The 18529-nt window shown below is 66.7% G+C and carries 17 protein-coding genes; 8 read left to right on the forward strand and 9 right to left on the reverse strand.

Annotation, left to right across the window (positions count from 1 at the left end):
• Positions 1 to 10 precede the first annotated feature (10 nt).
• The 4 genes from Q0982_RS13600 to Q0982_RS13615 form a co-directional block, all read right to left on the reverse strand.
• Positions 11 to 676: a trimeric intracellular cation channel family protein gene (locus Q0982_RS13600; RefSeq protein ID WP_299396447.1), complete on the reverse strand. Its 666-nt coding sequence runs from the start codon at positions 674 to 676 to the stop codon at positions 11 to 13.
• Between the two features lie 147 nt (positions 677 to 823).
• Positions 824 to 1240 (reverse strand): RidA family protein, encoded by a 417-nt coding sequence (locus tag Q0982_RS13605; protein ID WP_299396448.1) that lies wholly within the window; start codon positions 1238 to 1240, stop codon positions 824 to 826.
• 132 nt (positions 1241 to 1372) lie between these two features.
• The gene (gene asnB / locus Q0982_RS13610; RefSeq protein ID WP_299396450.1) at positions 1373 to 3295 is read right to left on the reverse strand and encodes an asparagine synthase (glutamine-hydrolyzing); all 1923 of its coding nucleotides are present in this window, start codon (positions 3293 to 3295) and stop codon (positions 1373 to 1375) included.
• Between the two features lie 132 nt (positions 3296 to 3427).
• Positions 3428 to 4033, reverse strand: coding sequence for a CDP-alcohol phosphatidyltransferase family protein (locus tag Q0982_RS13615; protein ID WP_299396451.1), 606 nt, complete (start codon positions 4031 to 4033; stop codon positions 3428 to 3430).
• 255 nt (positions 4034 to 4288) lie between these two features.
• On the opposite strand from Q0982_RS13615, the gene Q0982_RS13620 reads away from it, so the two are divergent.
• On the forward strand, positions 4289 to 5263 hold the full coding sequence (locus Q0982_RS13620) for a Gfo/Idh/MocA family protein (RefSeq protein WP_299396453.1): 975 nt from the start codon (positions 4289 to 4291) through the stop codon (positions 5261 to 5263).
• Positions 5264 to 5529: 266 nt separating this feature from the next.
• Positions 5530 to 6693, forward strand: coding sequence for a DegT/DnrJ/EryC1/StrS aminotransferase family protein (locus Q0982_RS13625; protein WP_299396454.1), 1164 nt, complete (start codon positions 5530 to 5532; stop codon positions 6691 to 6693).
• Positions 6694 to 6729: 36 nt separating this feature from the next.
• On the opposite strand, the gene Q0982_RS13630 is transcribed toward Q0982_RS13625, so the two are convergent.
• The 3 genes from Q0982_RS13630 to Q0982_RS13640 are packed head-to-tail and all read right to left on the reverse strand — an operon-like array spanning position 6730 to position 10285.
• On the reverse strand, positions 6730 to 7707 hold the full coding sequence (locus Q0982_RS13630; protein WP_299396456.1) for a M14 family metallopeptidase: 978 nt from the start codon (positions 7705 to 7707) through the stop codon (positions 6730 to 6732).
• Between the two features lie 38 nt (positions 7708 to 7745).
• On the reverse strand, positions 7746 to 9278 hold the full coding sequence (locus Q0982_RS13635) for a M81 family metallopeptidase (protein ID WP_299396457.1): 1533 nt from the start codon (positions 9276 to 9278) through the stop codon (positions 7746 to 7748).
• A 44-nt stretch (positions 9279 to 9322) separates the two neighbouring features.
• Complete coding sequence (locus Q0982_RS13640; protein ID WP_299396459.1) at positions 9323 to 10285, reverse strand: LysR family transcriptional regulator; 963 nt, start codon at positions 10283 to 10285, stop codon at positions 9323 to 9325.
• A gap of 307 nt (positions 10286 to 10592) precedes the next feature.
• Here Q0982_RS13640 and Q0982_RS13645 point away from each other — a divergent pair, with 307 nt between their 5' ends.
• From Q0982_RS13645 to Q0982_RS13670, 6 genes are all read left to right on the forward strand, one after another.
• Positions 10593 to 12197 (forward strand): ABC transporter substrate-binding protein, encoded by a 1605-nt coding sequence (locus Q0982_RS13645; protein ID WP_299396460.1) that lies wholly within the window; start codon positions 10593 to 10595, stop codon positions 12195 to 12197.
• Positions 12198 to 12289: 92 nt separating this feature from the next.
• Positions 12290 to 13267: an ABC transporter permease gene (locus tag Q0982_RS13650; RefSeq protein ID WP_299396462.1), complete on the forward strand. Its 978-nt coding sequence runs from the start codon at positions 12290 to 12292 to the stop codon at positions 13265 to 13267.
• Positions 13264 to 14205, forward strand: coding sequence for an ABC transporter permease (locus Q0982_RS13655; protein WP_299396463.1), 942 nt, complete (start codon positions 13264 to 13266; stop codon positions 14203 to 14205). The genes Q0982_RS13650 and Q0982_RS13655 overlap by 4 nt, the downstream gene beginning before the upstream one ends.
• Positions 14206 to 14212: 7 nt before the next feature.
• Positions 14213 to 15229, forward strand: a complete 1017-nt coding sequence (locus Q0982_RS13660; RefSeq protein ID WP_299396465.1) for an ABC transporter ATP-binding protein — start codon at positions 14213 to 14215, stop codon at positions 15227 to 15229.
• Entirely contained in the window at positions 15226 to 16251 is a 1026-nt protein-coding gene (locus tag Q0982_RS13665; RefSeq protein ID WP_299396467.1) for an ABC transporter ATP-binding protein, read from the forward strand. Before Q0982_RS13660 ends, Q0982_RS13665 begins: the two co-directional genes overlap by 4 nt.
• Positions 16241 to 17131 carry an N-formylglutamate amidohydrolase gene (locus Q0982_RS13670; RefSeq protein WP_299396468.1) on the forward strand — a complete coding sequence of 297 codons (891 nt, stop codon included), beginning with the start codon at positions 16241 to 16243 and terminating at the stop codon, positions 17129 to 17131. The genes Q0982_RS13665 and Q0982_RS13670 overlap by 11 nt, the downstream gene beginning before the upstream one ends.
• A gap of 179 nt (positions 17132 to 17310) precedes the next feature.
• On the opposite strand, the gene Q0982_RS13675 is transcribed toward Q0982_RS13670, so the two are convergent.
• A complete protein-coding gene (locus Q0982_RS13675) occupies positions 17311 to 17799 on the reverse strand; it encodes a YtoQ family protein (protein WP_299396470.1) in 489 nt (162 codons plus the stop codon).
• A 58-nt stretch (positions 17800 to 17857) separates the two neighbouring features.
• A complete protein-coding gene (locus Q0982_RS13680) occupies positions 17858 to 18529 on the reverse strand; it encodes an aspartate/glutamate racemase family protein (RefSeq protein WP_299396472.1) in 672 nt (223 codons plus the stop codon).

Here is an 18529-nt window from a genome sequence, read left to right on the forward strand (position 1 = left end):
GCATTACCCCCTATTTCCGCGCCTGCTCGATCTCCTCGAGCGTGCGGCCGGGGCGGTGGCGGTAGGCGGGCATCGACCAATTGTAGGTGATGGCGAGGCCACGGATGGCAAAGGTGACGAAGACGCCGATCGTGCCGGCAACCAGCGCCGGCAACGCCAGCTCGGCCAGGATGACGTAGGTGCAGGCGCCGAGCCCCGAGGCGGTCACGTAGATCTCGCGCCTCAGAATGACCGAGGGCTCGTTGCCGACGAGGTCACGCACGATCCCGCCGACAGTACCCGTGACCACGCCCATGGCCACCGCGACCAGCGCGCCGGTGCCGTTGTCCAAGCCCTTGGCGGTGCCGGCCACCGTCACCAGGGCGAGGCCCAGGGCGTCGAACCACAACAGCACCCGGTAGCGGGACTCCACCAGATGCGCGGTGAAATGCACGACCACCGCCGTGACAAGACAGGCGATGACGTGGTGCGGCGCGACCATCCAGAACACCGGCACACCCAGCAGCAGGTCGCGCAGCGTGCCGCCGCCGACGCCTGTGAGCACTGCAAGCCACATGAAGCCGACGATGTCGAGGCTCTTGCGCGAGGCCACCAGGGCGCCCGAGACGGCAAAAACAATCACCGCCAGCATGTCGATGGTCAGCACCAGTTGCGGTGGCGCTTCGATTTCCAGCATGTCTAACCTGCCTTTCGCGGCCTTGAGCCATTGCCGTTCCGCTGCGCGGAACCGGCCCTCTATGCTAGTTGATGAGTGCTCAGCGGTGCCACAGGGCCCGAACCACGCGTCTGGGTCCCTGTTCTGCGGAGTGTTCAGAGGAAGTGTCTAGTCGCCGGGTGCGCGGAAGCGGTCGCGGGGAACTTCGGCGATCGCTGTGATCTCCACCATCAGGTCCGGATCGTAGAGCCGCGAAACCTCCACCGTGGTGGTCACGGGATAAGGCTCGGCAAAGAACTTTTGCCGGATCGCGCCGGAGGCCATGAAGGTCTCGATGTCGGTCACGTACTGGGTCAGCGAGACAATGTCCGCTATGGTGCCGCCGACGTGGGCCAGCACGGCCTGGATGTTTTCCAGCACCTGACGCAGCTGCGCCGGCATGTCGCCCCTGCCCACGACCTTGCCCTCAGGGTCGAGCGCAACCTGGCCTTTCAGGTAGACAATCTGCCCTTCGCCCTGGACCACGCCCATGGAAAAGGCGCCGAAGGGCGCCCAGACTTCCGGCGGATTGAAGTTCTTGATCATCTGCTGCCTGCACTCCCGCTGCTGCGTCGGATTTCGTCTTCACGCGTAGCATGCGCCTGCAGGGCCGGGGGCTGCAACCGCAGCCCGGCCCGCCGGGATACAAAGGCGGCCGAAGGTATGGGCGCTTGGGCTCTATCCGGCCAGGCCCAAGCGCTGATGCAGCAAGATCGTACTCAGGGCGCGCAGGATACGCCCCGACAGCGCCCTGCGCTGCTTGGGCGCCAGCTTCGGCAGGCCGTCGGCAAGGCTGCGCAGAGCGGCGCTGTTGAGAAAGGGCACGGCGGCCGCCGCCTGGCTTGTCAGGACGTCGCGCGTCAACTCGTACAAACGGCCACCCGGCTCCAGGCCCATGGGCGGCGCGACGAAGGGGTGCTTCTGCCTGCGGTACAGCTCCGGAGTCACGACATCGCGCACCGCTTCGCGCAGAAGGTACTTCTCGGTCATGCCACGGATCTTCAGATCGGACGGCACAGCCTGGAGGAACTCGCCCAGCCGGTGGTCCAGAAAGGGCAGACGCCCTTCCACGGAGTGCGCCATCTCAGCCCGGTCTCCCAACACGGTGAGGATGTAGTTCGGCAGCATGGTCTTGGCCCAGAGGTAGAGGGCCTGGTTCAGCGGCGAGCGGCCTTTGGCCCTCGCGGTCAGATCGAGTTCGGCCAGCAGTATCTGGGCGGGGTCGCGCGCCCGCTCGCTGTCGGCCACATCGCGATAGACCGCAATCCTGTCGTCCCAGGCGGTAAAGTGCTGATGCATCCAGGTGGGGCTGCGGCCGAGCAGGTCCTTGAGTCCGGGCGAAAGATCGCCGGTCTTTCTGGGCAGAAGCAGACCCATGGACACTCCGTTCGCCGCGAGGATCTCGCCCATGCGGTCCCGAACCGCCTCGTCGCCCAGCTTGTCGTACTCCTGTACCAGCAGGTCGACGCGAAAGTGCGGATAGCCTGCCAGTACCTCGTCCGCGCCTTCTCCTGTCAGAACCACCTTGTATCCGGCATCACGGACCGCGCGGCTCAGCAGATACTTGGCGACACCATGCGCATTGCTGAAGGGCTGCTCGGCATGAAAGACCGAATCCGACAGGTTCTCGGCAAGACCGTCCTCGCTGACGACAATGGGGTCGTACGCGGCGCCGGCAAGGGCAGCCATATCCCGCGCGATGCCACCCTCATCGAAGTCCGCAGACTCAAAGCGCAGGGTAAAGGCGTGCAGCGGTTTGGTCATCTGTTGCGCCGCCAGGCCGAGGATCGCGCAGGAGTCGATGCCGCCGCTGAGGTAGCAGGCGACCGGCACGTCCGCCCGCAGGCGCAGCCTGACCGCCTGCTCCAACTCGCTTCTGAACGCAGAGACCCAATCGCCCTCCGGCCGGTCCGTACGTGCCGCGCCGCTGCGCGGATAGTCGACGTCCCAGTAAGGCTCCAAACGCAGGCCCTGGTCGTCGACCAGGAGCCAATGGCCGGGAGGCACAGCCCTGACGCCGGCATAGAAAGTGCGCGACGGCCCGCGAAGGGCGCTGCCGCGCACCATGCTCTCCACATCCCAGGACGCCGGCACGCCGGCGGCAAAGAGCGCCTTCACTTCCGACGCCAGGTAGAGGCGATCCCGATGCCAGGCATAGTACAGCGGCTTGGCGCCGTAGCGGTCCCGGCAAGCGATCAGACGACGGTGCGCTTCATCCCAAAGCACGAAGGCGAACTCGCCGCGCAGCTGCGCGACACTGCGCAGGCCAAGGTCCTGAAAGAGATGGAGCGCGATCTCGCTGTCGGACCGGGTTCGGAAGCGGTGGCCCCGGCGTTCCAGCCGCGCGCGCTCGCGCTCGAAATCGTAGAACTCCCCGTTGACTGCAATCCGCAGGTCGCCGTCTTCGCTGGCAATGGGCTGGGCGCCGCCTTCCAGATCGATGATGCTGAGGCGCGCATGGCCCAGTCCGACCCGGCCGTGCGCGGCCACCCAGACAGCGCTGCCGTCCGGCCCGCGGTGGTGCAGCCGGGACAGACCGCGCTCCAAGAGCTCGGCGGAAACGGGCTCTCCCTGAGAAAAGATGGCGACAAGTCCGCACATGATGACTGCTTCTAGGCCCTGGACGTTAAGATTTGGAAGACAAGGCGGCTTGGCCCCAGCGCTTTTCCATGCCCAGCGCTTTTCCATGCCCCAGTGCTTTTCCACACTGAGTTGCCAGTGCGCAGGCCCTGCCTAGTGTTTGAACGTTTCCACCGCTGAGTAGATCCTGACGCCTGTCGTCAGCCAGCAGAGCGCGCCGAAAAGCCAGGCAAACCAGGCGAAGAGGTCCGGAAACAGGCAGATCGCAACAAAGAGCCCGATTGTTTCCGTACCCTCGGTCAGGCCGCCCAGGTAGTAGATCGACTTCTTGCCCCGGGCGGCGGTGGTAACGCCGCGCTTGGCCGCCAGGGTGGCGAAAGCGAGGAAACTGGCGCCGGTGCCGATGAAGGAGAAGATCAGGAAGGCCGCGGCCAGCGCCTCCTCCGGTCGCCCGACAGCGAAAAAGAAGATCACGCCGGAGTAGAAGAGGAAATCCAGCACGATGTCGAGGTAGCCGCCAAGGTCGCTCACCCGTCCGTGGCGGGCCACCGCCCCGTCCAGCCCGTCCGCCAGCCGGTTCAGCAGGATCAGAGCCAAGGCCCAGCCATAGCTTTCCAGGGCCAGCAGCGCCCAGGCGCCGCAGCCGACCAGGAACCCCGCCACCGTCACCCCGTTGGCGGTGACGCCCAGACGCGCCAAGTGCCGGCCGGCCCTGTCAAGCGGCGGGTCGATGACCTTGCGAAGACGTGCGTCGAACATGCCCCCCCATAGCGGCTTCGCGGCGGTTAAGCCAGCCTGCCGGCCCGGTCAGACCGCCGAGGCGGCGATTTGGGACCACAGACTTTGCCCACCCAGGCCCGGAATAGCGGCATTCCTCCGTGGACAAGAAGGGTTGAAACGCAAAGAATAGGCGGGCTGACGGCTCGGGCTGCCGGGACCGCAAAGGGTGCGACTATCCGCCATGAGGGGCGGCGCTAGGGCCAGGAGGTCCGGTTGGTTTCTGAAAGACTGCCGATGGCCGTGATCGGAACGGGGCATTTCGGCACGTACCACGCCCAGAAGATCGCCGCCTCTCAACAGGCGGAACTGGTGGCTGTCGCCGACATAGACATGGCGCGGGCCAAGGCCGTGGGCGAGACCCTCGGCGTGCCTGCAGTCTCCGACTTTCGCGAACTCTTCGGCAGGATTGAAGCGGCCAGCGTGACCGTACCGACCCAGGCCCACTTCGAGGTCGCCCGCGAATGCCTGGAGCGGGGGATTCACGTCTTGGTGGAGAAACCGATCACCGACAGCCTGGCGACGGCCGACGCCCTGGTCGAACTGGCCAAGAAGCGCGCATGCATCCTGCAAGTGGGCCATCTCGTGCGGTTTTCCGGGGTGGCCGAGGCCCTGCGGCGCCACGTTACGCGGCCGCTTTACATCGATTCCGTCCGCATCGCCCCCTTCAGCGGGCGCAGCACCGATGTCAACGTGGTGCTCGACCTGATGATCCATGACATCGACCTGGTTCTGTCGCTGGTCGATTCGCCGATCCTGGCGATCGATGCGGCCGGCGCGCCGGTGTTTACCGATCACGAGGACATCTGTACCGCGCGCATCAAATTCGCAAACGGCTGCATCGCCACCATCACGGCCAGCCGGATCAGCTTCAAGACCGAGCGGCGCATGCGGATTTTCCAGCCCAGCAGCTACCTGAGCGTCAACTTCGATTCCCAGAGCCTCAGCATCGCCCGCCGCGCCGGCGACGGCGTTTCGGCAGCCGCCGTCGATATCCGCGAGGAGAGCTATGAGGAGGTCGACGCCCTGGAGCGCGAGATCGGCGCCTTCATCGCCTGTGTACGCGAAGGACGGCGCCCCATCGTTTCCGGCGAGGAAGGCCGCCGCGCGCTGGAAGCGGCCCTGATCGCCACCCGCGAACTGCAGGCCCATACGCGCTTCGTGATGGAGGTGAACAGCGATCAAGGGCCCGCCAGGAAGGTCGGCAGCTAGAGCATGTTCCGACCAATTGGAGTCAATTTGATGGTCGCTGGCGGCTCATTGGGCAAGGCGCGCTGTGAAGCGCGATGCGGCGCATCGGGCAATCAGCGCAACGCTGCCGATGAGCCGCCAGCGACCACCGAAGGCCGGGCTCTTTCTTCGCCTGGCTGCGTTGCAGTGCTCATCCGATGCCCCACATCGCATTGCGCACTGCGCCTTGCCATGCCAAGAAAGGGCCTCGGTCAAATGGCTCCAATTGGTCGGAATATGCTCTAGACATGGCCGCCGTCCCGGAACCCTCGCCGCTGCCGCCGGTGCCCCTCGTCGACCTGCAAAAGCAGATGGCCGTCATCGGCGAGGCGATCCAACATCGCATGGCGGCCGTGCTCAGCGGCGGCGACTTCATTCTCGGCGGCGCCGTCGGCGCGTTGGAGACGCGCCTGGCAGCCTATTCCGGCGTCGGCCACGCGATCGCCGTGGCCAATGGAACCGACGCGCTGCAGATCGCGCTGATGGCCATGGGCGTGGGGCGTGGCGATGCGGTCTTCGTCCCGCCCTTCACCTTTGCCGCGACGGCCGGTGCCGTGGTCCTGGCCGGCGCCACACCGGTCTTCGTCGACATCGACGACACGACCCTGACGATGGACCCGCAGCGCCTGGAAGACGCTGTCGAAGCGGTCCGCAAGGCAGGAAAGCTGACGCCCCGCGCGGTGATCCCCGTCGACCTCTTCGGCCGCCCGGCGGACTATCCGGCGATCCATGCGCTTGCACGGACAGCGGGCCTGCACGTCCTTGCCGATGCGGCACAGAGCTTCGGGGCAATCCAGGGGAGCGGTCCGGCCGCGCGGCCGGTCGGCAGCCTGGCACCGATCACCACCGTCAGCTTCTATCCCTCAAAGCCCCTGGGTTGCTTCGGCGACGGCGGCGCGATCCTGACCGACGACCCGGGCTTGGCGGAGCACTGCCGCCGGCTTCGCGGCCATGGCTTCGACGCGACCGGCGAAGCCCGGCAGGTGGGCATGAACAGCCGCCTCGACAGCCTGCAGGCAGCGGTTCTGCTGGCAAAGCTGGATGTCTTCGACCGCGAACTTGAGGCACGCGCGCAGGCCGCGGCTTGGTACGAAGCGCGCCTCCGCGGCCACCTGCGCATGCCCGCCGGCCCGCCGGACGGGCGCTCTGCCTGGGCCGTCTACTGCGTCCGCGCGGCCCAGCGCGACCAACTGCGCGAGGCCTTGCGCGCGGCCGGGATCGCCAGCGCCATCTACTACGCCAAACCGCTTCACCTGCATGCGGCCTATGCCGCCTACGGGGACGGGGCGGGGTCGCTGCCGGTATCCGAAAGGGCCAGCGCCGAAGCGCTGGCGCTGCCCATGCATGGCTATCTGGATGAGCCCACCGTTGCGCGGGTCTGCGACACCCTGATCGGCGCGCTGAAGGCTTAGCGCTGCCCCGCGAAGACGGCGCCCTGAACGGCTTCCCTACACCGCTTCCACATAGCGGCCCAGCCTGACTGCCGAGGCGCCGGGGTTCAGACGGCGGGAGGGCATGATCAGAACGCAGTCGTCGTAGGGCGTGGTCACCGGCTTGGCGCCGTCGTGGGCGATCACGCTGCCCGCCTCCGGAATCACCTCCATGCCTTTGTAGTCCTCGGCAAAGCTGAAATCCTCGGTTTCGATGGTCACCGGGCCGGTCACCTCGATGAAGCGCTGCTGGGGCAGCGTCACGCCGGCTAGTTCCTCAGCGGCGGCGGCCCAGTCCGGCGCCACCGTACCGGTCACCAGCAGGAACCGCAGGGCGGTATGGATCGCCAGCGGGCCCGCCATCGCCTCCCAATGCTGGCCGCATTCCATCAGCAGCGCGTTCTTCGGGCTGGCGGCCTCGGCGAAGCCTTCGTAGTCGCGCATGCGCTTGCCGGCGGCATGGCCGGCATCGCTGACGACGATTTCCGGCAGGCCGACGTCGCGCGCCAGCTTCCGCCCCTTGGGCAACGGCCCCGCCATCATCAGCGGCGGCGTCTTGTGCTGCATGGAATGGATGTCGAGAAGAACGTCGACGCCATCCATGTAAGGCCGCACCGTCCGGGCACGCCGCAACTCGACGGAGTCCCGCGACGGATCGTCCAGCGTCCCGGCTGCCCAGAGACGGTTGAAATCCTCGTCGACAAAGCGCGAGACCGTGGGATTCGCCGGATCGAAACTGTGATAGGCCTCCACGTTCATGAAGCCGAGCGAGAGTGAGCCCTTGACCGGCTGCACGTTGTTGCGGAACAGCCAGTCGAGCGCAATGGCCCCGCAGATCTCGTTGCCGTGAACGACAGCCGTGATCATCACGTGGGGTCCCGGCTCCGCCGCGTCGAAGCGGGTGATGTAGTCGATGCCGGTATTGCCGGCGGCATAGGCGGAAATGTCCGGCGCTTCCAGTTCGATGGGATAGCTGTCGATCGCGGGTTCGGGCATTGCAGGCTCCCTCTACGGGTTTTCTCGGTTCAAGTGGCTTAGGCGGAAGGATGCATGGGCGCACCCCGACGATCAGGATGGGGCGCGGGCGCTTCGCGCCCCAGCGGGTAAATCCCAGCCGGGACGTGACGGTAAGGCAGGATGCTCAGGTCGGCAGTCCCCCAGTCCGGCGTGTCGACGATGACGATGGACGCGGCAAGAGGCTCGAAAACGGCGCGGAAATGGGTTTTGGAGCGCAGCAGCAGAACGTCGAGTTCAGCGAAGTCGATGCCGAACTGTTCCAGGGCGTCCAGATCGATGGCCGAGGTGCAGACGGAAACGACCGAAACCGTATGCCGGCCGATGCGCAGCAGCGCCGCCGGACCAAGGTCGACTTGCCGCCCACGGCGCATCGGCCCAGTGCCGGCGAACCGTTTCTCCCCCACCCAGAGGATCTCTGCCTCGACGGCCAGGGGGCCGCCCGCCCGCTCCTCGGTGTTGTGGCCGAGCACCAAAGACACGCGTGCACCGACGCCGGCAGCGCTGGCCGCCTCGACCGCTGCCGGGTCCCAGAAGTAGGGACAGTGGACCGCAAGCGCCGGAGCTTCGTTCAGCAAACGCCGCAGACACCAGGTCGAGTTGTTCAGCCGATCCGCATGCTCCAACACCACAACAGGACGGTCAGCCCGCCGTGCCTGCCGTGAAGCCACCGCAATGCCGTCGCTCAGGTTGTGCACCATGTCGTCGTGCAGCAGGGCGGCTCGGTTGCGCCAGATCTCTGAAGCCAACCTCTCTGCTTCGCGCTGCGCCAGGGCCTTGTCGCCGTTGGCGACCACGGCCACGGAAAAGCCGATGTCCGGCGTATCAGCATAGGCGAAGCCGCAGAAGATCGAGGCATCGATGATGCCCGGCACCTCCTCCGGAAGCGCCAGAGACCGCGCCACGAGGTCGGAGAGCGGGGCCAGCGCCGTGGCGGTAAAGATGCTCGGCAGGACCAGAGGTACCTTCACCAGAGCCAGTTGCGGGTCGACGCGCCCTTCCAGTTTCGCCAGCAGACAGCGCGCGGCCCGCATCCCGGTTTCCGCCATATCGACATGCGGCGAGAAATGAAACCCGAAGAGCGCGTCGCAAAGTGCCGCGCTGCGGGGCGAAAGGTTGGCGTGGAGATCGAAGGCGACCATCACCGGCAGATCCGGACCGACCTGAGCCCGCAGGGCCGTCAGCAGATCGCCTTCCGGATCCGGACGCGCCGGCGTCGTCATGGCCCCGTGCAGAAACAGCAGGACGCCGTCGAGTGCACCGTCGTCCGCCAGCCGTTGCAGAAGCTCGTCGCGAAATCGCTCGAAGGCGGCATCGCTCGCCGGCCCCGCCGCCGAGCAGTCCGTGTGCACCAAGGGAACCGCCTGCGCGCCGCCGGCCTCAAGCGCCGCCAGAAAGCCGCCAGCTACGCTTGCAGTGCCCGACAGCGCATCGATCAGGTCCCCGCCGCGGCGCGCCTCGCGCTCGAAGTCTTCGACGCCGGTTTGCTGCGGCAGGAAGGAGACGGACTCCAGCGCGAATCCGCCGACGGCGACACGCGGCCCAATACTCATGGCCCAGTACTCATGAAAAAAAAGAGCTCATGACGGAACGGAGCTCATGACGGTTCGCCGAGGTAGAGGTCGGGCATGGTTTCGGCGAGGTAGCGGCGGGTCGTGGCGATCAGCTGTTCGGCCGGGCGGGAGAAACCGCGGTCGGCCAGGTGCAGCACGCCGTAGCGGTTCACCAGACGGGGATAGAGCGGCCGGGCCACCAGGTCCGTGAGGCCGCTGCCGCCCCAGGTGAGGGCATTGATGATGGCAACCCCCTCGCTGGTGCGCACGAGGTCGCAGATGGTGCGCGAAAGGTTGGTTTCGGCACGCAGGCGGAAGGGTACGCCGGCGCGCCGGAACAGCTGTTCGATCCGGTGCCGTGAGGAGTAACGGCGCGTCATGGTGATCAGCGGCACCTCGGCCAGGTCCTCCGCACGGATCGATCTCTTGGCGGCCAGGTGATGATTCGCCGGCAGCACGACGACACTGTGGGTCTCGACCAGGGGGATCGTATCGACGCCGGGATGGCTGTCCAGCAGCGACGCAAAGGCCAACTCCACCTGGTCGCGCAGCAGCCAGTCGATCATGGTGTCGGTCAGGCCGTTCTCCAGCGTCAGCACCAGATGCGGATGATTGGCGAGAAAGCCCCCGATCAAGCCGTGCAGAACGCCCTCATAGAGCATCGGCGTGACGCCGACCCGAAGGCGGCCGACGCCGTGGCGGCGCACGTCCTCGGCCGAGCGCCTGACTCTTTCAATGCCGTCAAGCGCGCGGCCGACATCGACGGAAAGGCGATGGGCCTCGGGCGTCGGGCTGAGCTTTCCCTTGGCGCGATTGAACAGGGAGACACCCAACTCCGCCTCGAACTGCTTGAGCAGGCGGCTGACCGCGGGTTGCGTCACCCCCAGGTGGCGGGCCGCCGCACTGACGGAGCCGGCGTCCATGACCGCATGGAAGGCCTCCATCATGCGGGCCGTGGGTTGGCCCTTGTTCTCAGCCGGCCTTTGCGATTCAAACATGGTGTCCATAATGTTTTGTTATATGAAAAACAGCCAAAATGGCTTGCTTTTCCTGATTGTGCGCCACCCCTGCGCCAATGATGATTTCGCTTTGACAGCAAGACTAGACGCTCCCATTATACCCGGCAAGGTTCCGCCGTCGAGGGCCGGGTGGCCTGCGCTACACCGGCCGGCGATTGGTAAGGAGCCGTGATAAACCGCCCTGGACGCCCGAACTTGGGCACTGAGGGTCACACAGGAACAGGCGCAAAGCCATCAATGCGGACGCATAGCCTTTCTGCCGCGTCTTGAGGCTACGTCTATGGGGAACGAATTCATGCGAAAGAGCACTCTGCTGTGTGCGGTGTCGCTGGCCGCCGTTCTGGCCACGCCGGTCGCCGCGCAGGAACTGACCATCGGGCTGTCGTCGGAGCCTTCGGCGCTGGACCCGCACTACCACAACCTTGGTCCCAACAACGCCATGCGGCGGCATACCTACGACTCGCTGGTGTTGCAGGACGAGAAGCAGCAACTGCAGCCGGCCCTGGCGACCTCCTGGAAGCCCGTCGACGACACGACCTGGGAGTTCAAGCTGCGCGAAGGGGTCACCTTCCACGATGGCTCGCCCTTCACCGCCAAGGACGTGGTCTTCACCGTCTGCCGCATCCCGACTGTTGAAGACAGCCCCTCGTCTTTCACCGTCTATACCAAGGCGATCACGGACATGCAGATCAAGGACTCTCACACCTTGATCCTGAAGACGGCCAAGCCCTATCCGCTTCTGCCGGTCGAGGTGTCGACCTGGGGCGTGCTCTCGGCCACAGCCAACGGCGTGACCGGCGACATCGGCTTCAGCCCGGACGGCTGCACCGGTATCGACTCCTATCCGAAGACCCAGGCTTTCAACGACGGCTCCAAGGCCTTCGGCACCGGGCCTTTCAAGTTCAAGGAATTCACCCGCGGCGAAAAGATCGTTCTGGAGCGCAACGAGGATTACTGGGGCACCAAGCCGCACTGGCAGACGGTGACCTTCCGGCCCATCACCAGCAACGGCCCGCGGGTCGCCGCGCTTCTGGCCGGCGACGTCGACATGATCGACAAGCCGCCGCTCCAGGATCTTGAACGCATCAAGAGCGAGGGTTTCGAGGTTGCCCAGGGCCTCTCCAACCGGGTGATCTACCTGCACTTCGATCACGAGCAGGAGCCGACCCCGGGCATCGACGGCACGGACGGCAAGAACCCCTTCAAGGATGCGCGCGTGCGCGAGGCCGTCTCCAAGGCGATCAATCGCGAGGCCATCGTGGCCCGCATCATGGGCGGCGTGGCCGTGCCGGCAGGCGAGTTGCTGCCGCAGGGCATGTTCGGCTCCACGCCGGGCGCCGTGCACGACAGCTATGACCCTGACGCGGCCAAGAAGCTGTTGGCCGATGCCGGCTATGGCGACGGCTTCAAGCTCGTCCTGGGTTCGCCCAACGACCGCTACATCAACGACGCGCAGATCGCCCAGGCGGTGGCCCAGATGCTGACCCGTGTCGGTATCGAGACCGAGGTCGACGCCATGACCAAGAGCACCTTCTTCGCCCGGCGGAACAAGTACGAGTTCAGCCTCTACATGGCGGGCTGGGGCTCGGGCACCGGCGAGATGTCCTCGCCGTTGCGCGCGCTGGTGGCAACCCGCGACAAGGACAAGGGCATGGGCGGCACCAACCGCGGCCGCTACTCCGATGCGGAGCTCGATGCCATGATCGAGGAAGCGCTGGCCACCGTCGACGACGACAAGCGCGAGTCGATCCTGCGCCAGGCGAGCCAGAAGGCGATGGAGAACTACGCCATCCTGCCGCTGCACTACGAAGTGACGCCCTGGGCCTATCGCGAAGGGCTGAGCTACACGCCGCGGACCGATCAGTACACCATTGCCACGGGCGTTAAGCCCGCCGGCTAAAGCTGTGCAGGGCCGCAGGGGGCGGGGCTTCAAGGCCCGTCCCCTGCGATCCTTTTGCGCGACGGAACAGGTCCCATTAGGGGGCAGCGCCGATGCTGGTTTACTTTCTTCGCCGCCTGGGCCAGAGCCTCTTCGTCATCGCCGCCATGGCGGTGCTGGTCTTCATCGGCGTCTATGCGATCGGCAATCCGATCGACATGATGATCTCGCCGGATGCGGACCAGGCGGAGATGGAGGCGGCAATCGCCCGCCTCGGGCTCGACAAGCCGCTCTGGGAACAATTCTACATCTTCGTGATCAACGCGCTTCAGGGTGATCTGGGCAACAGCTTCGTCTACGCGACGCCGGCCGTGGAACTGATTCTCTCCAAGCTGCCGGCAACCCTGGAACTGGCCTTTCTGGCGCTGCTTTTCGCCATCTTCCTGGGTGTGCCGCTTGGCATGATCGCCGGGCTCAGACCGAATTCCCTCGCCGGCAAGACCATCATGACCGGCTCCATCATGGGCTTCAGCCTGCCGAATTTCTGGCAGGGCATGATGCTGATCCTGCTGTTTGCGGTGATCCTGCGGTGGCTGCCGTCCACCGGCCGCGGCGATACCGTTGATGTCCTCGGCGTGCCGGTCTCCTTCCTCACCTGGGACGGGCTGTCCCACATGCTGCTGCCGGCCATCAACCTGGCGCTTTTCAAGACCTCGCTGGTGATCCGTCTGGCCCGCGCCGGCACCCGCGAGGTCATGCTGCAGGACTACGTGAAGTTCGCCCGTGCCAAGGGGCTCTCCGAGCGCCGCATTGTGCTGGTGCATATCGCCAAGAACATCATGATCCCCGTGGTGACGATCCTGGGCCTGGAGCTGGGCAGCATGATCGCCTTCGCCGTGGTCACCGAGACCGTCTTTGCCTGGCCGGGCATGGGCAAGCTGCTGATCGACTCGATCCAGGCGCTCGACCGGCCCGTCGTTGTGGCCTATCTGATGCTCACGGTCTTCATCTTCATCCTCATCAACTTCGTGGTCGACATGCTCTACTGCGTGCTCGATCCGCGGGTGCGTCTTTCGGAGGCCAAGGCATGACCGACGCCGCCAAACCCACCGGCGTGCTCGCCGAGAACGAAGTCCTGACGCCGGGCCGCTGGCGCGGCTCTCCGGCGGCCCGTTTCGCGGCGGAGTTCGCCGCCAGCCCGGTTGCCGTCGCGTCCTTGATACTCGTGGTTTTTCTGGCCCTGCTGGCGATCTTCGCCGACTTCATCACGCCGCAGGACCCCTACGACCTGCTGCAGCTCGACATCATGAACGGCGTCCTGGCGCCCGGCGAGACGACCTTCGACGGCAGCCAGACCTTCTGGCTGGGCACCGACCCGCAGGGGCGCGACATGCTCTCGGCCATCATCTACGGCCTGCGCATGAGCTTGGGCGTCGGCGCCATGAGCACGGCGATCGCGCTGACCATCGGCATGTCGCTGGGGGTGCTTGCCGCCTACTTCGGCGGCAAGGTCGATACCGTGATCATGCGTCTGGTCGACCTGCAGCTCTCCTTCCCCACCATCCTCATCGCGCTGATCCTGCTGGCCGCCCTGGGCAAGGGTGTCGACAAGGTGATCATCGCGCTGATCGCGATTCAGTGGGCCTACTATGCGCGCACGGTGCGCGGGACCGCTTTGGTCGAGCGCCGCAAGGAATACATCGAAGCGGCGACCTGCCTGGCCCTCTCCCACCGGCGCATTGTCTTCAATCATCTGCTGCCCAACTGCCTGCCGCCCCTCATCGTGGTGGCGACGGTGCAGGTGGCCAACGCCATCGCCCTGGAAGCCACGCTGAGCTTCCTGGGCCTCGGCGTGCCGATCACCGAGCCTTCCCTGGGTCTGCTGATCGCCAACGGCTACGAGTACATGCTCTCCGGCAAGTACTGGATCTCCTTCTTCCCGGGCATCGCCCTCCTGGTCACCATCGTTGCCATCAACCTTGTCGGCGACCAGTTGCGCGACGTCCTGAACCCGAGGCTTCGACGGTGAGCGGCCGATGAGCGTGCCAACGACAGGGGAACGCGGCGAGCCGACGCTGTCCGTCCGCAACCTCAAGACCCACTTCTTCACCAAGGAAGGCGTGGTCAAGGCGGTCGACGGCATCAGCTTCGACGTGGCGCCCGGCGAGGTCCTGGGCCTCGTCGGCGAATCCGGCAGCGGAAAGTCCATCACCGGCTTTTCCATCCTCGGCCTCGTCGATCAGCCGGGCCGCATTGTCGATGGCGAGATCCTGTTCCAGGGCCGCGACCTCGTGCATCTGCCCGAGGAGGAGCAGCGCAAGCTGCGCGGCTCCAAGATCGCCATGATCTTCCAGGACCCGATGATGACCCTGAACCCGGTCCTCAGGGTCGACACCCAGATGACCGAGGCCGTACTGGCCCACCGCGACGTCTCCAAGGAACAGGCGCTGGACATCGCGCGCGAAGCGCTGGTGCGGGTCGGCATCGCCGCGCCGGACGAGCGCCTTGCCTCCTACCCTCATCAGTTCTCCGGCGGCATGCGCCAGCGCGTCGCGATTGCCATTGCCTTTTTGAACGAACCGGACCTGATCATCGCCGACGAGCCGACCACGGCCCTCGACGTGACCATCCAGGGCCAGATCCTCTACGAGGCGCAGAATCTCTGCCGCGATACCGGCACGGCGCTGATCTGGATCACCCACGACCTGGCGGTGGTGGCCGGTCTCGCCGACCAGATCTCGGTCATGTATGCGGGCAAGATCGTCGAGCAGGGCAGCGTCGACCGGGTGCTCGACCAGCCGGCGCACCCCTACACCTCCGGCCTCATCGGCTCGGTGCCCGGGCGCAACCAGCGCGGCGAGCGGCTGTTCCAGATTCCCGGCATGACGCCCTCCCTGCTGAACCTGCCGGACGGCTGCGCCTTCCGCAGCCGCTGCCCCCACGCCGACATCGCCTGCGAGGAGGAACCCTCCGAACAGCGCACCGACGACGGGCGCCTGGTGCGCTGCGTGCGGCCCCTGGCGGGCCGGCCGCGCGACGGAGAGGCGGCATGAGCGAGGCCCTTCAGCAGCAAAGCGCCGCCGCGGCGCCGATCCTCACCGCCGAGGAGGTGAGCAAGCGCTTCGTCAAGACCCTCGACCTCGCCGGCAGGATCGCCCAGCGTCTCGGCGCGGACATTCGCGAGGAAACGGTCCATGCCGTCGACGGCGTCAGCCTGGCGATCGCGCCGGGCGAGGTGCTCGGTCTGGTCGGCGAGTCCGGCTGCGGCAAGTCCACCTTCGGGCGCATGGTCGCGGGAATCCTGCCGCCCAGCGCAGGCAGCCTGACCTTCGACGGCCGGCCGATCTGGCAGGACGGCAAGCCGGTTTCCCGAGAGACGGCTCTGGCCGTCCAGATGATCTTCCAGGATCCCTTCGCCTCCCTCGATCCGCGCATGCGCGTGCTCGACATCATCGGCGAGGCACCCAAGGTGCACGGCATGATCGAGCCCAAAGAGATGGACGACTACGTGGCCGACGTGATGCTGCGGGTCGGCCTCGATGCCGACTTCCGCCGCCGCTATCCGCACCAGTTCTCCGGCGGTCAGCGCCAGCGCATCGGCATCGCCCGGGCGCTGGCCGTCAAGCCGCGCTTCCTGGTCTGTGACGAGGCCATCGCCGCCCTCGACGTGTCGATCCAGGCCCAGGTCATCAACCTCTTCATGGACCTGCGCGAAGACCTGGACCTCACCTATCTCTTCATCAGCCACGACCTCTCGGTGGTCGAGCATATCTCCGACCGCATCGTCATCATGTACCTGGGACGGGTGGTCGAGGTCGCGCCCACCGGCGAACTCTTCGAGCAGCCCAACCACCCCTACACCCAGGCCCTGCTGGCCGAGGTCCCGCGCATCGACCTGCGCAAGCGCGCCTACACGCCGGTAAAGGGGGAGATCCCCTCGCCGCTCGATCCGCCCAGCGGCTGTCATTTCCACCCGCGCTGCCCCTTCGCGACGGAGCGCTGCGCACGCGAACGCCCGGCGCTGAAAGAGATCGCCCCGGGACGCCTCTCCGCCTGCCACCTCAATGACGGCTGAGCCGGCGCCGGACACGCCAGCGCCGCCTTTCGACGACCGGGCCTTCGATTTCACCGCCGCCGTGCGGCCTTCCCCCGTCCTGATCGACTCGCCCCATTCGGGCCGTGTCTATCCGGAGGACTTCCGCGTCGCGGTGCCAATGCCGGTCCTGCGCGGCGCCGAGGACTGGCTGGTCGATGTCCTCTTCGGCGATGCCCCGGCCCAGGGCGCCGGGCTGCTGGCCGCCCGCTTTCCCCGCGCCTACATCGACCCCAACCGCCGCCTCGACGATGTCGACCCGGCCCTGCTGGACGGCCCCTGGCCGGAGCCGCTCGATCCCGGCCCGAAGACGGCGCTCGGTATCGGCCTGTTCCGCGCCAGGACCGGCGACGGCAGCCCCCTTCTCGACCAGCCGCTCTCCGTTGCCGCCCTGGCGGCACGCATCGAGCGCTGCTGGAAACCCTACCGGCGGGCGCTGCAGGACCGGCTCGACGCGGTGCAGGCGCGCCACGGCGTCGTCTGGCATCTCGACGTCCATTCGATGAAGTCGGTCGGCACGGCGATCACGCCCGACGGTCCGGGGGTCGAACGGCCGGACATGGTGCTGGGCGATCTCGAAGGGCGGAGCTGCGATCCCGCGTTCACCGGCTTCGTCGCCGACCGCCTGCGCGCCCTGGGCTACAGCGTCTCGGTGAACGATCCCTACAAGGGCGCGGAAATCCTCCGCAGCCACGGGCGGCCCGCCGAAAACCGCCACGCCCTGCAGATCGAAATGAAGCGCGCGCTCTACATGGACGAAACGACGCTGACCGCCACGGAGGGCTTCAAGCCTCTCCGCGCAAACCTGAGGCGGCTCGTCGCGGACATCGTGGCGTGGACGCGCAACGCAGAGCCACGGTAGACGCTGTCCCCCTCACCCTCCCGCTTCGCGGGCCCCTCCCTCTCCCACAAGGGGAGAGGGAACAAGCAGCAGCGGCTCGCAAACAAACCCTCTCCCCTGGCGGGAGAGGGTTGCGGAGACTTAGAGAGGTCGAAGACCGAGCTTAGGCGAAGCTGGGTGAGGGGGAATTCCGCCTAGCCCTACTCCGCCGCCAGGCTGCCGCTGCGGCCGGGCAGCTCGCCGCGGATGACGTAGGCGAGCGTCTGCACCACCTGCTGCGGGGTTTCGCAGACCGCCAGGGCGGCGCCGTCGACCTCCTTCAGGGCGTGGGTCAGGGCCGGGTCGTGCAGGGTGATGAGCGCCTTGCCCAGCGCGGCGGCGGTGCCGGCGTCGAAAGCGGCGTTCCACTGGCGGTACTTGTCGCCGAAGCGCACCACCACTACGTCGGCCTCGGCGATCAGGGTGCGGGTCCGGATGGCGTTCATACGCGAGCCCTTCTGGTCGCGCCAGAAGGGATTCTCCTCCTCGCCGAGGATGACGGCGCCGCAGTCGTCGCTGTCCGCATGCACCGTCACCGGCGCGTCCAGGCGCACCGGCAGACCGGCGGCCGCGACGCCGTCGGCGATCTGTTCGCGCCAGTCGGTATGGATCTCGCCGGAGAGATAAACCTTCCAAAGCCGCTCGCTCATGTCGCTGGTCCCCGTGGTCTGTCCGATGTGAAAGAAGCTGGGCCGGGTTCTAGCACAATCAAGCCCGCTGCGCCTCCTCCAGAGTCGCCAGCGCCGCCTCGGCGGCCGCCCGGCAGGGCTCGATGACCGGAACGCCGAGAGAATCGGCCAGATCCTCAGGGTAGCCGGCCATGCCGGCGCAGCCCAGCACCAGGACATCGGCCCCGTCGCGGTCCCGCAGGGCGCTGCCGACCTCGACCAGGCGCGCGAAAGTCCGGTCGCGGTCCTGCAGGTCCAGGACGCCGAGATCGAGCGGTCGGCTCTCGGCAAAGGCCTCGCCGAGGCCAAGCGTGGCGACGTAGCGCCGATGACGGACGGCGGAGGCCTCCAGGATCGCGAGGATGCCGAAGCGCCGGCCCCGGGTCAGGGCATGGCGAAAGGCGCTCTCGGCGATGCCGAAGACCGGCGTCGCCATCTGCGCCCGGGCTGCCTGCAGCCCCGGATCGCTGAAGCAGGCGATGACCGAAGCGTCCGCCGCTTCCGCCTTCAGCCGTGCCAGCAGCGGCGCCACCACGCCGTCGATGTGATCCTGGGTCTCGATGGCCGGCGGCCCCTCTTCGAGCGTCACGCAGTCGATCGCCGGACCCTCCGCCTGGCGCAGGTCGTCCACCGCCGCGCTGATCCCCTCGGTCACCGCCGCAGTTGAGTTGGGATTGACGATGACGATGCGATTGAGAGGTGACCTTGCCAA

The sequence above is a fragment of the Pelagibius sp. genome (genome assembly GCF_028281305.1).
In the GTDB taxonomy this organism is placed as follows: Bacteria; Pseudomonadota; Alphaproteobacteria; order Kiloniellales; family Kiloniellaceae; genus Pelagibius.

What these genes read in the sequence shown, in the direction of transcription:
- Q0982_RS13645 (WP_299396460.1), top strand. Translation starts at nt 10,593, where the DNA reads ATGCGAAAGAGCACTCTGCTGTGTGCGGTGTCGCTGGCCGCCGTTCTG.
- Q0982_RS13660 (WP_299396465.1), top strand. Translation starts at nt 14,213, where the DNA reads ATGAGCGTGCCAACGACAGGGGAACGCGGCGAGCCGACGCTGTCCGTC.
- Q0982_RS13625 (WP_299396454.1), top strand. Translation starts at nt 5,530, where the DNA reads ATGGCCGCCGTCCCGGAACCCTCGCCGCTGCCGCCGGTGCCCCTCGTC.
- Q0982_RS13620 (WP_299396453.1), top strand. Translation starts at nt 4,289, where the DNA reads ATGGCCGTGATCGGAACGGGGCATTTCGGCACGTACCACGCCCAGAAG.
- Q0982_RS13615 (WP_299396451.1), bottom strand. Translation starts at nt 4,033, where the DNA reads ATGTTCGACGCACGTCTTCGCAAGGTCATCGACCCGCCGCTTGACAGG.
- Q0982_RS13605 (WP_299396448.1), bottom strand. Translation starts at nt 1,240, where the DNA reads ATGATCAAGAACTTCAATCCGCCGGAAGTCTGGGCGCCCTTCGGCGCC.
- Q0982_RS13665 (WP_299396467.1), top strand. Translation starts at nt 15,226, where the DNA reads ATGAGCGAGGCCCTTCAGCAGCAAAGCGCCGCCGCGGCGCCGATCCTC.
- Q0982_RS13655 (WP_299396463.1), top strand. Translation starts at nt 13,264, where the DNA reads ATGACCGACGCCGCCAAACCCACCGGCGTGCTCGCCGAGAACGAAGTC.
- Q0982_RS13635 (WP_299396457.1), bottom strand. Translation starts at nt 9,278, where the DNA reads ATGAGTATTGGGCCGCGTGTCGCCGTCGGCGGATTCGCGCTGGAGTCC.
- asnB (WP_299396450.1), bottom strand. Translation starts at nt 3,295, where the DNA reads ATGTGCGGACTTGTCGCCATCTTTTCTCAGGGAGAGCCCGTTTCCGCC.
- Q0982_RS13640 (WP_299396459.1), bottom strand. Translation starts at nt 10,285, where the DNA reads ATGGACACCATGTTTGAATCGCAAAGGCCGGCTGAGAACAAGGGCCAA.
- Q0982_RS13675 (WP_299396470.1), bottom strand. Translation starts at nt 17,799, where the DNA reads ATGAGCGAGCGGCTTTGGAAGGTTTATCTCTCCGGCGAGATCCATACC.
- Q0982_RS13670 (WP_299396468.1), top strand. Translation starts at nt 16,241, where the DNA reads ATGACGGCTGAGCCGGCGCCGGACACGCCAGCGCCGCCTTTCGACGAC.
- Q0982_RS13600 (WP_299396447.1), bottom strand. Translation starts at nt 676, where the DNA reads ATGCTGGAAATCGAAGCGCCACCGCAACTGGTGCTGACCATCGACATG.
- Q0982_RS13630 (WP_299396456.1), bottom strand. Translation starts at nt 7,707, where the DNA reads ATGCCCGAACCCGCGATCGACAGCTATCCCATCGAACTGGAAGCGCCG.
- Q0982_RS13650 (WP_299396462.1), top strand. Translation starts at nt 12,290, where the DNA reads ATGCTGGTTTACTTTCTTCGCCGCCTGGGCCAGAGCCTCTTCGTCATC.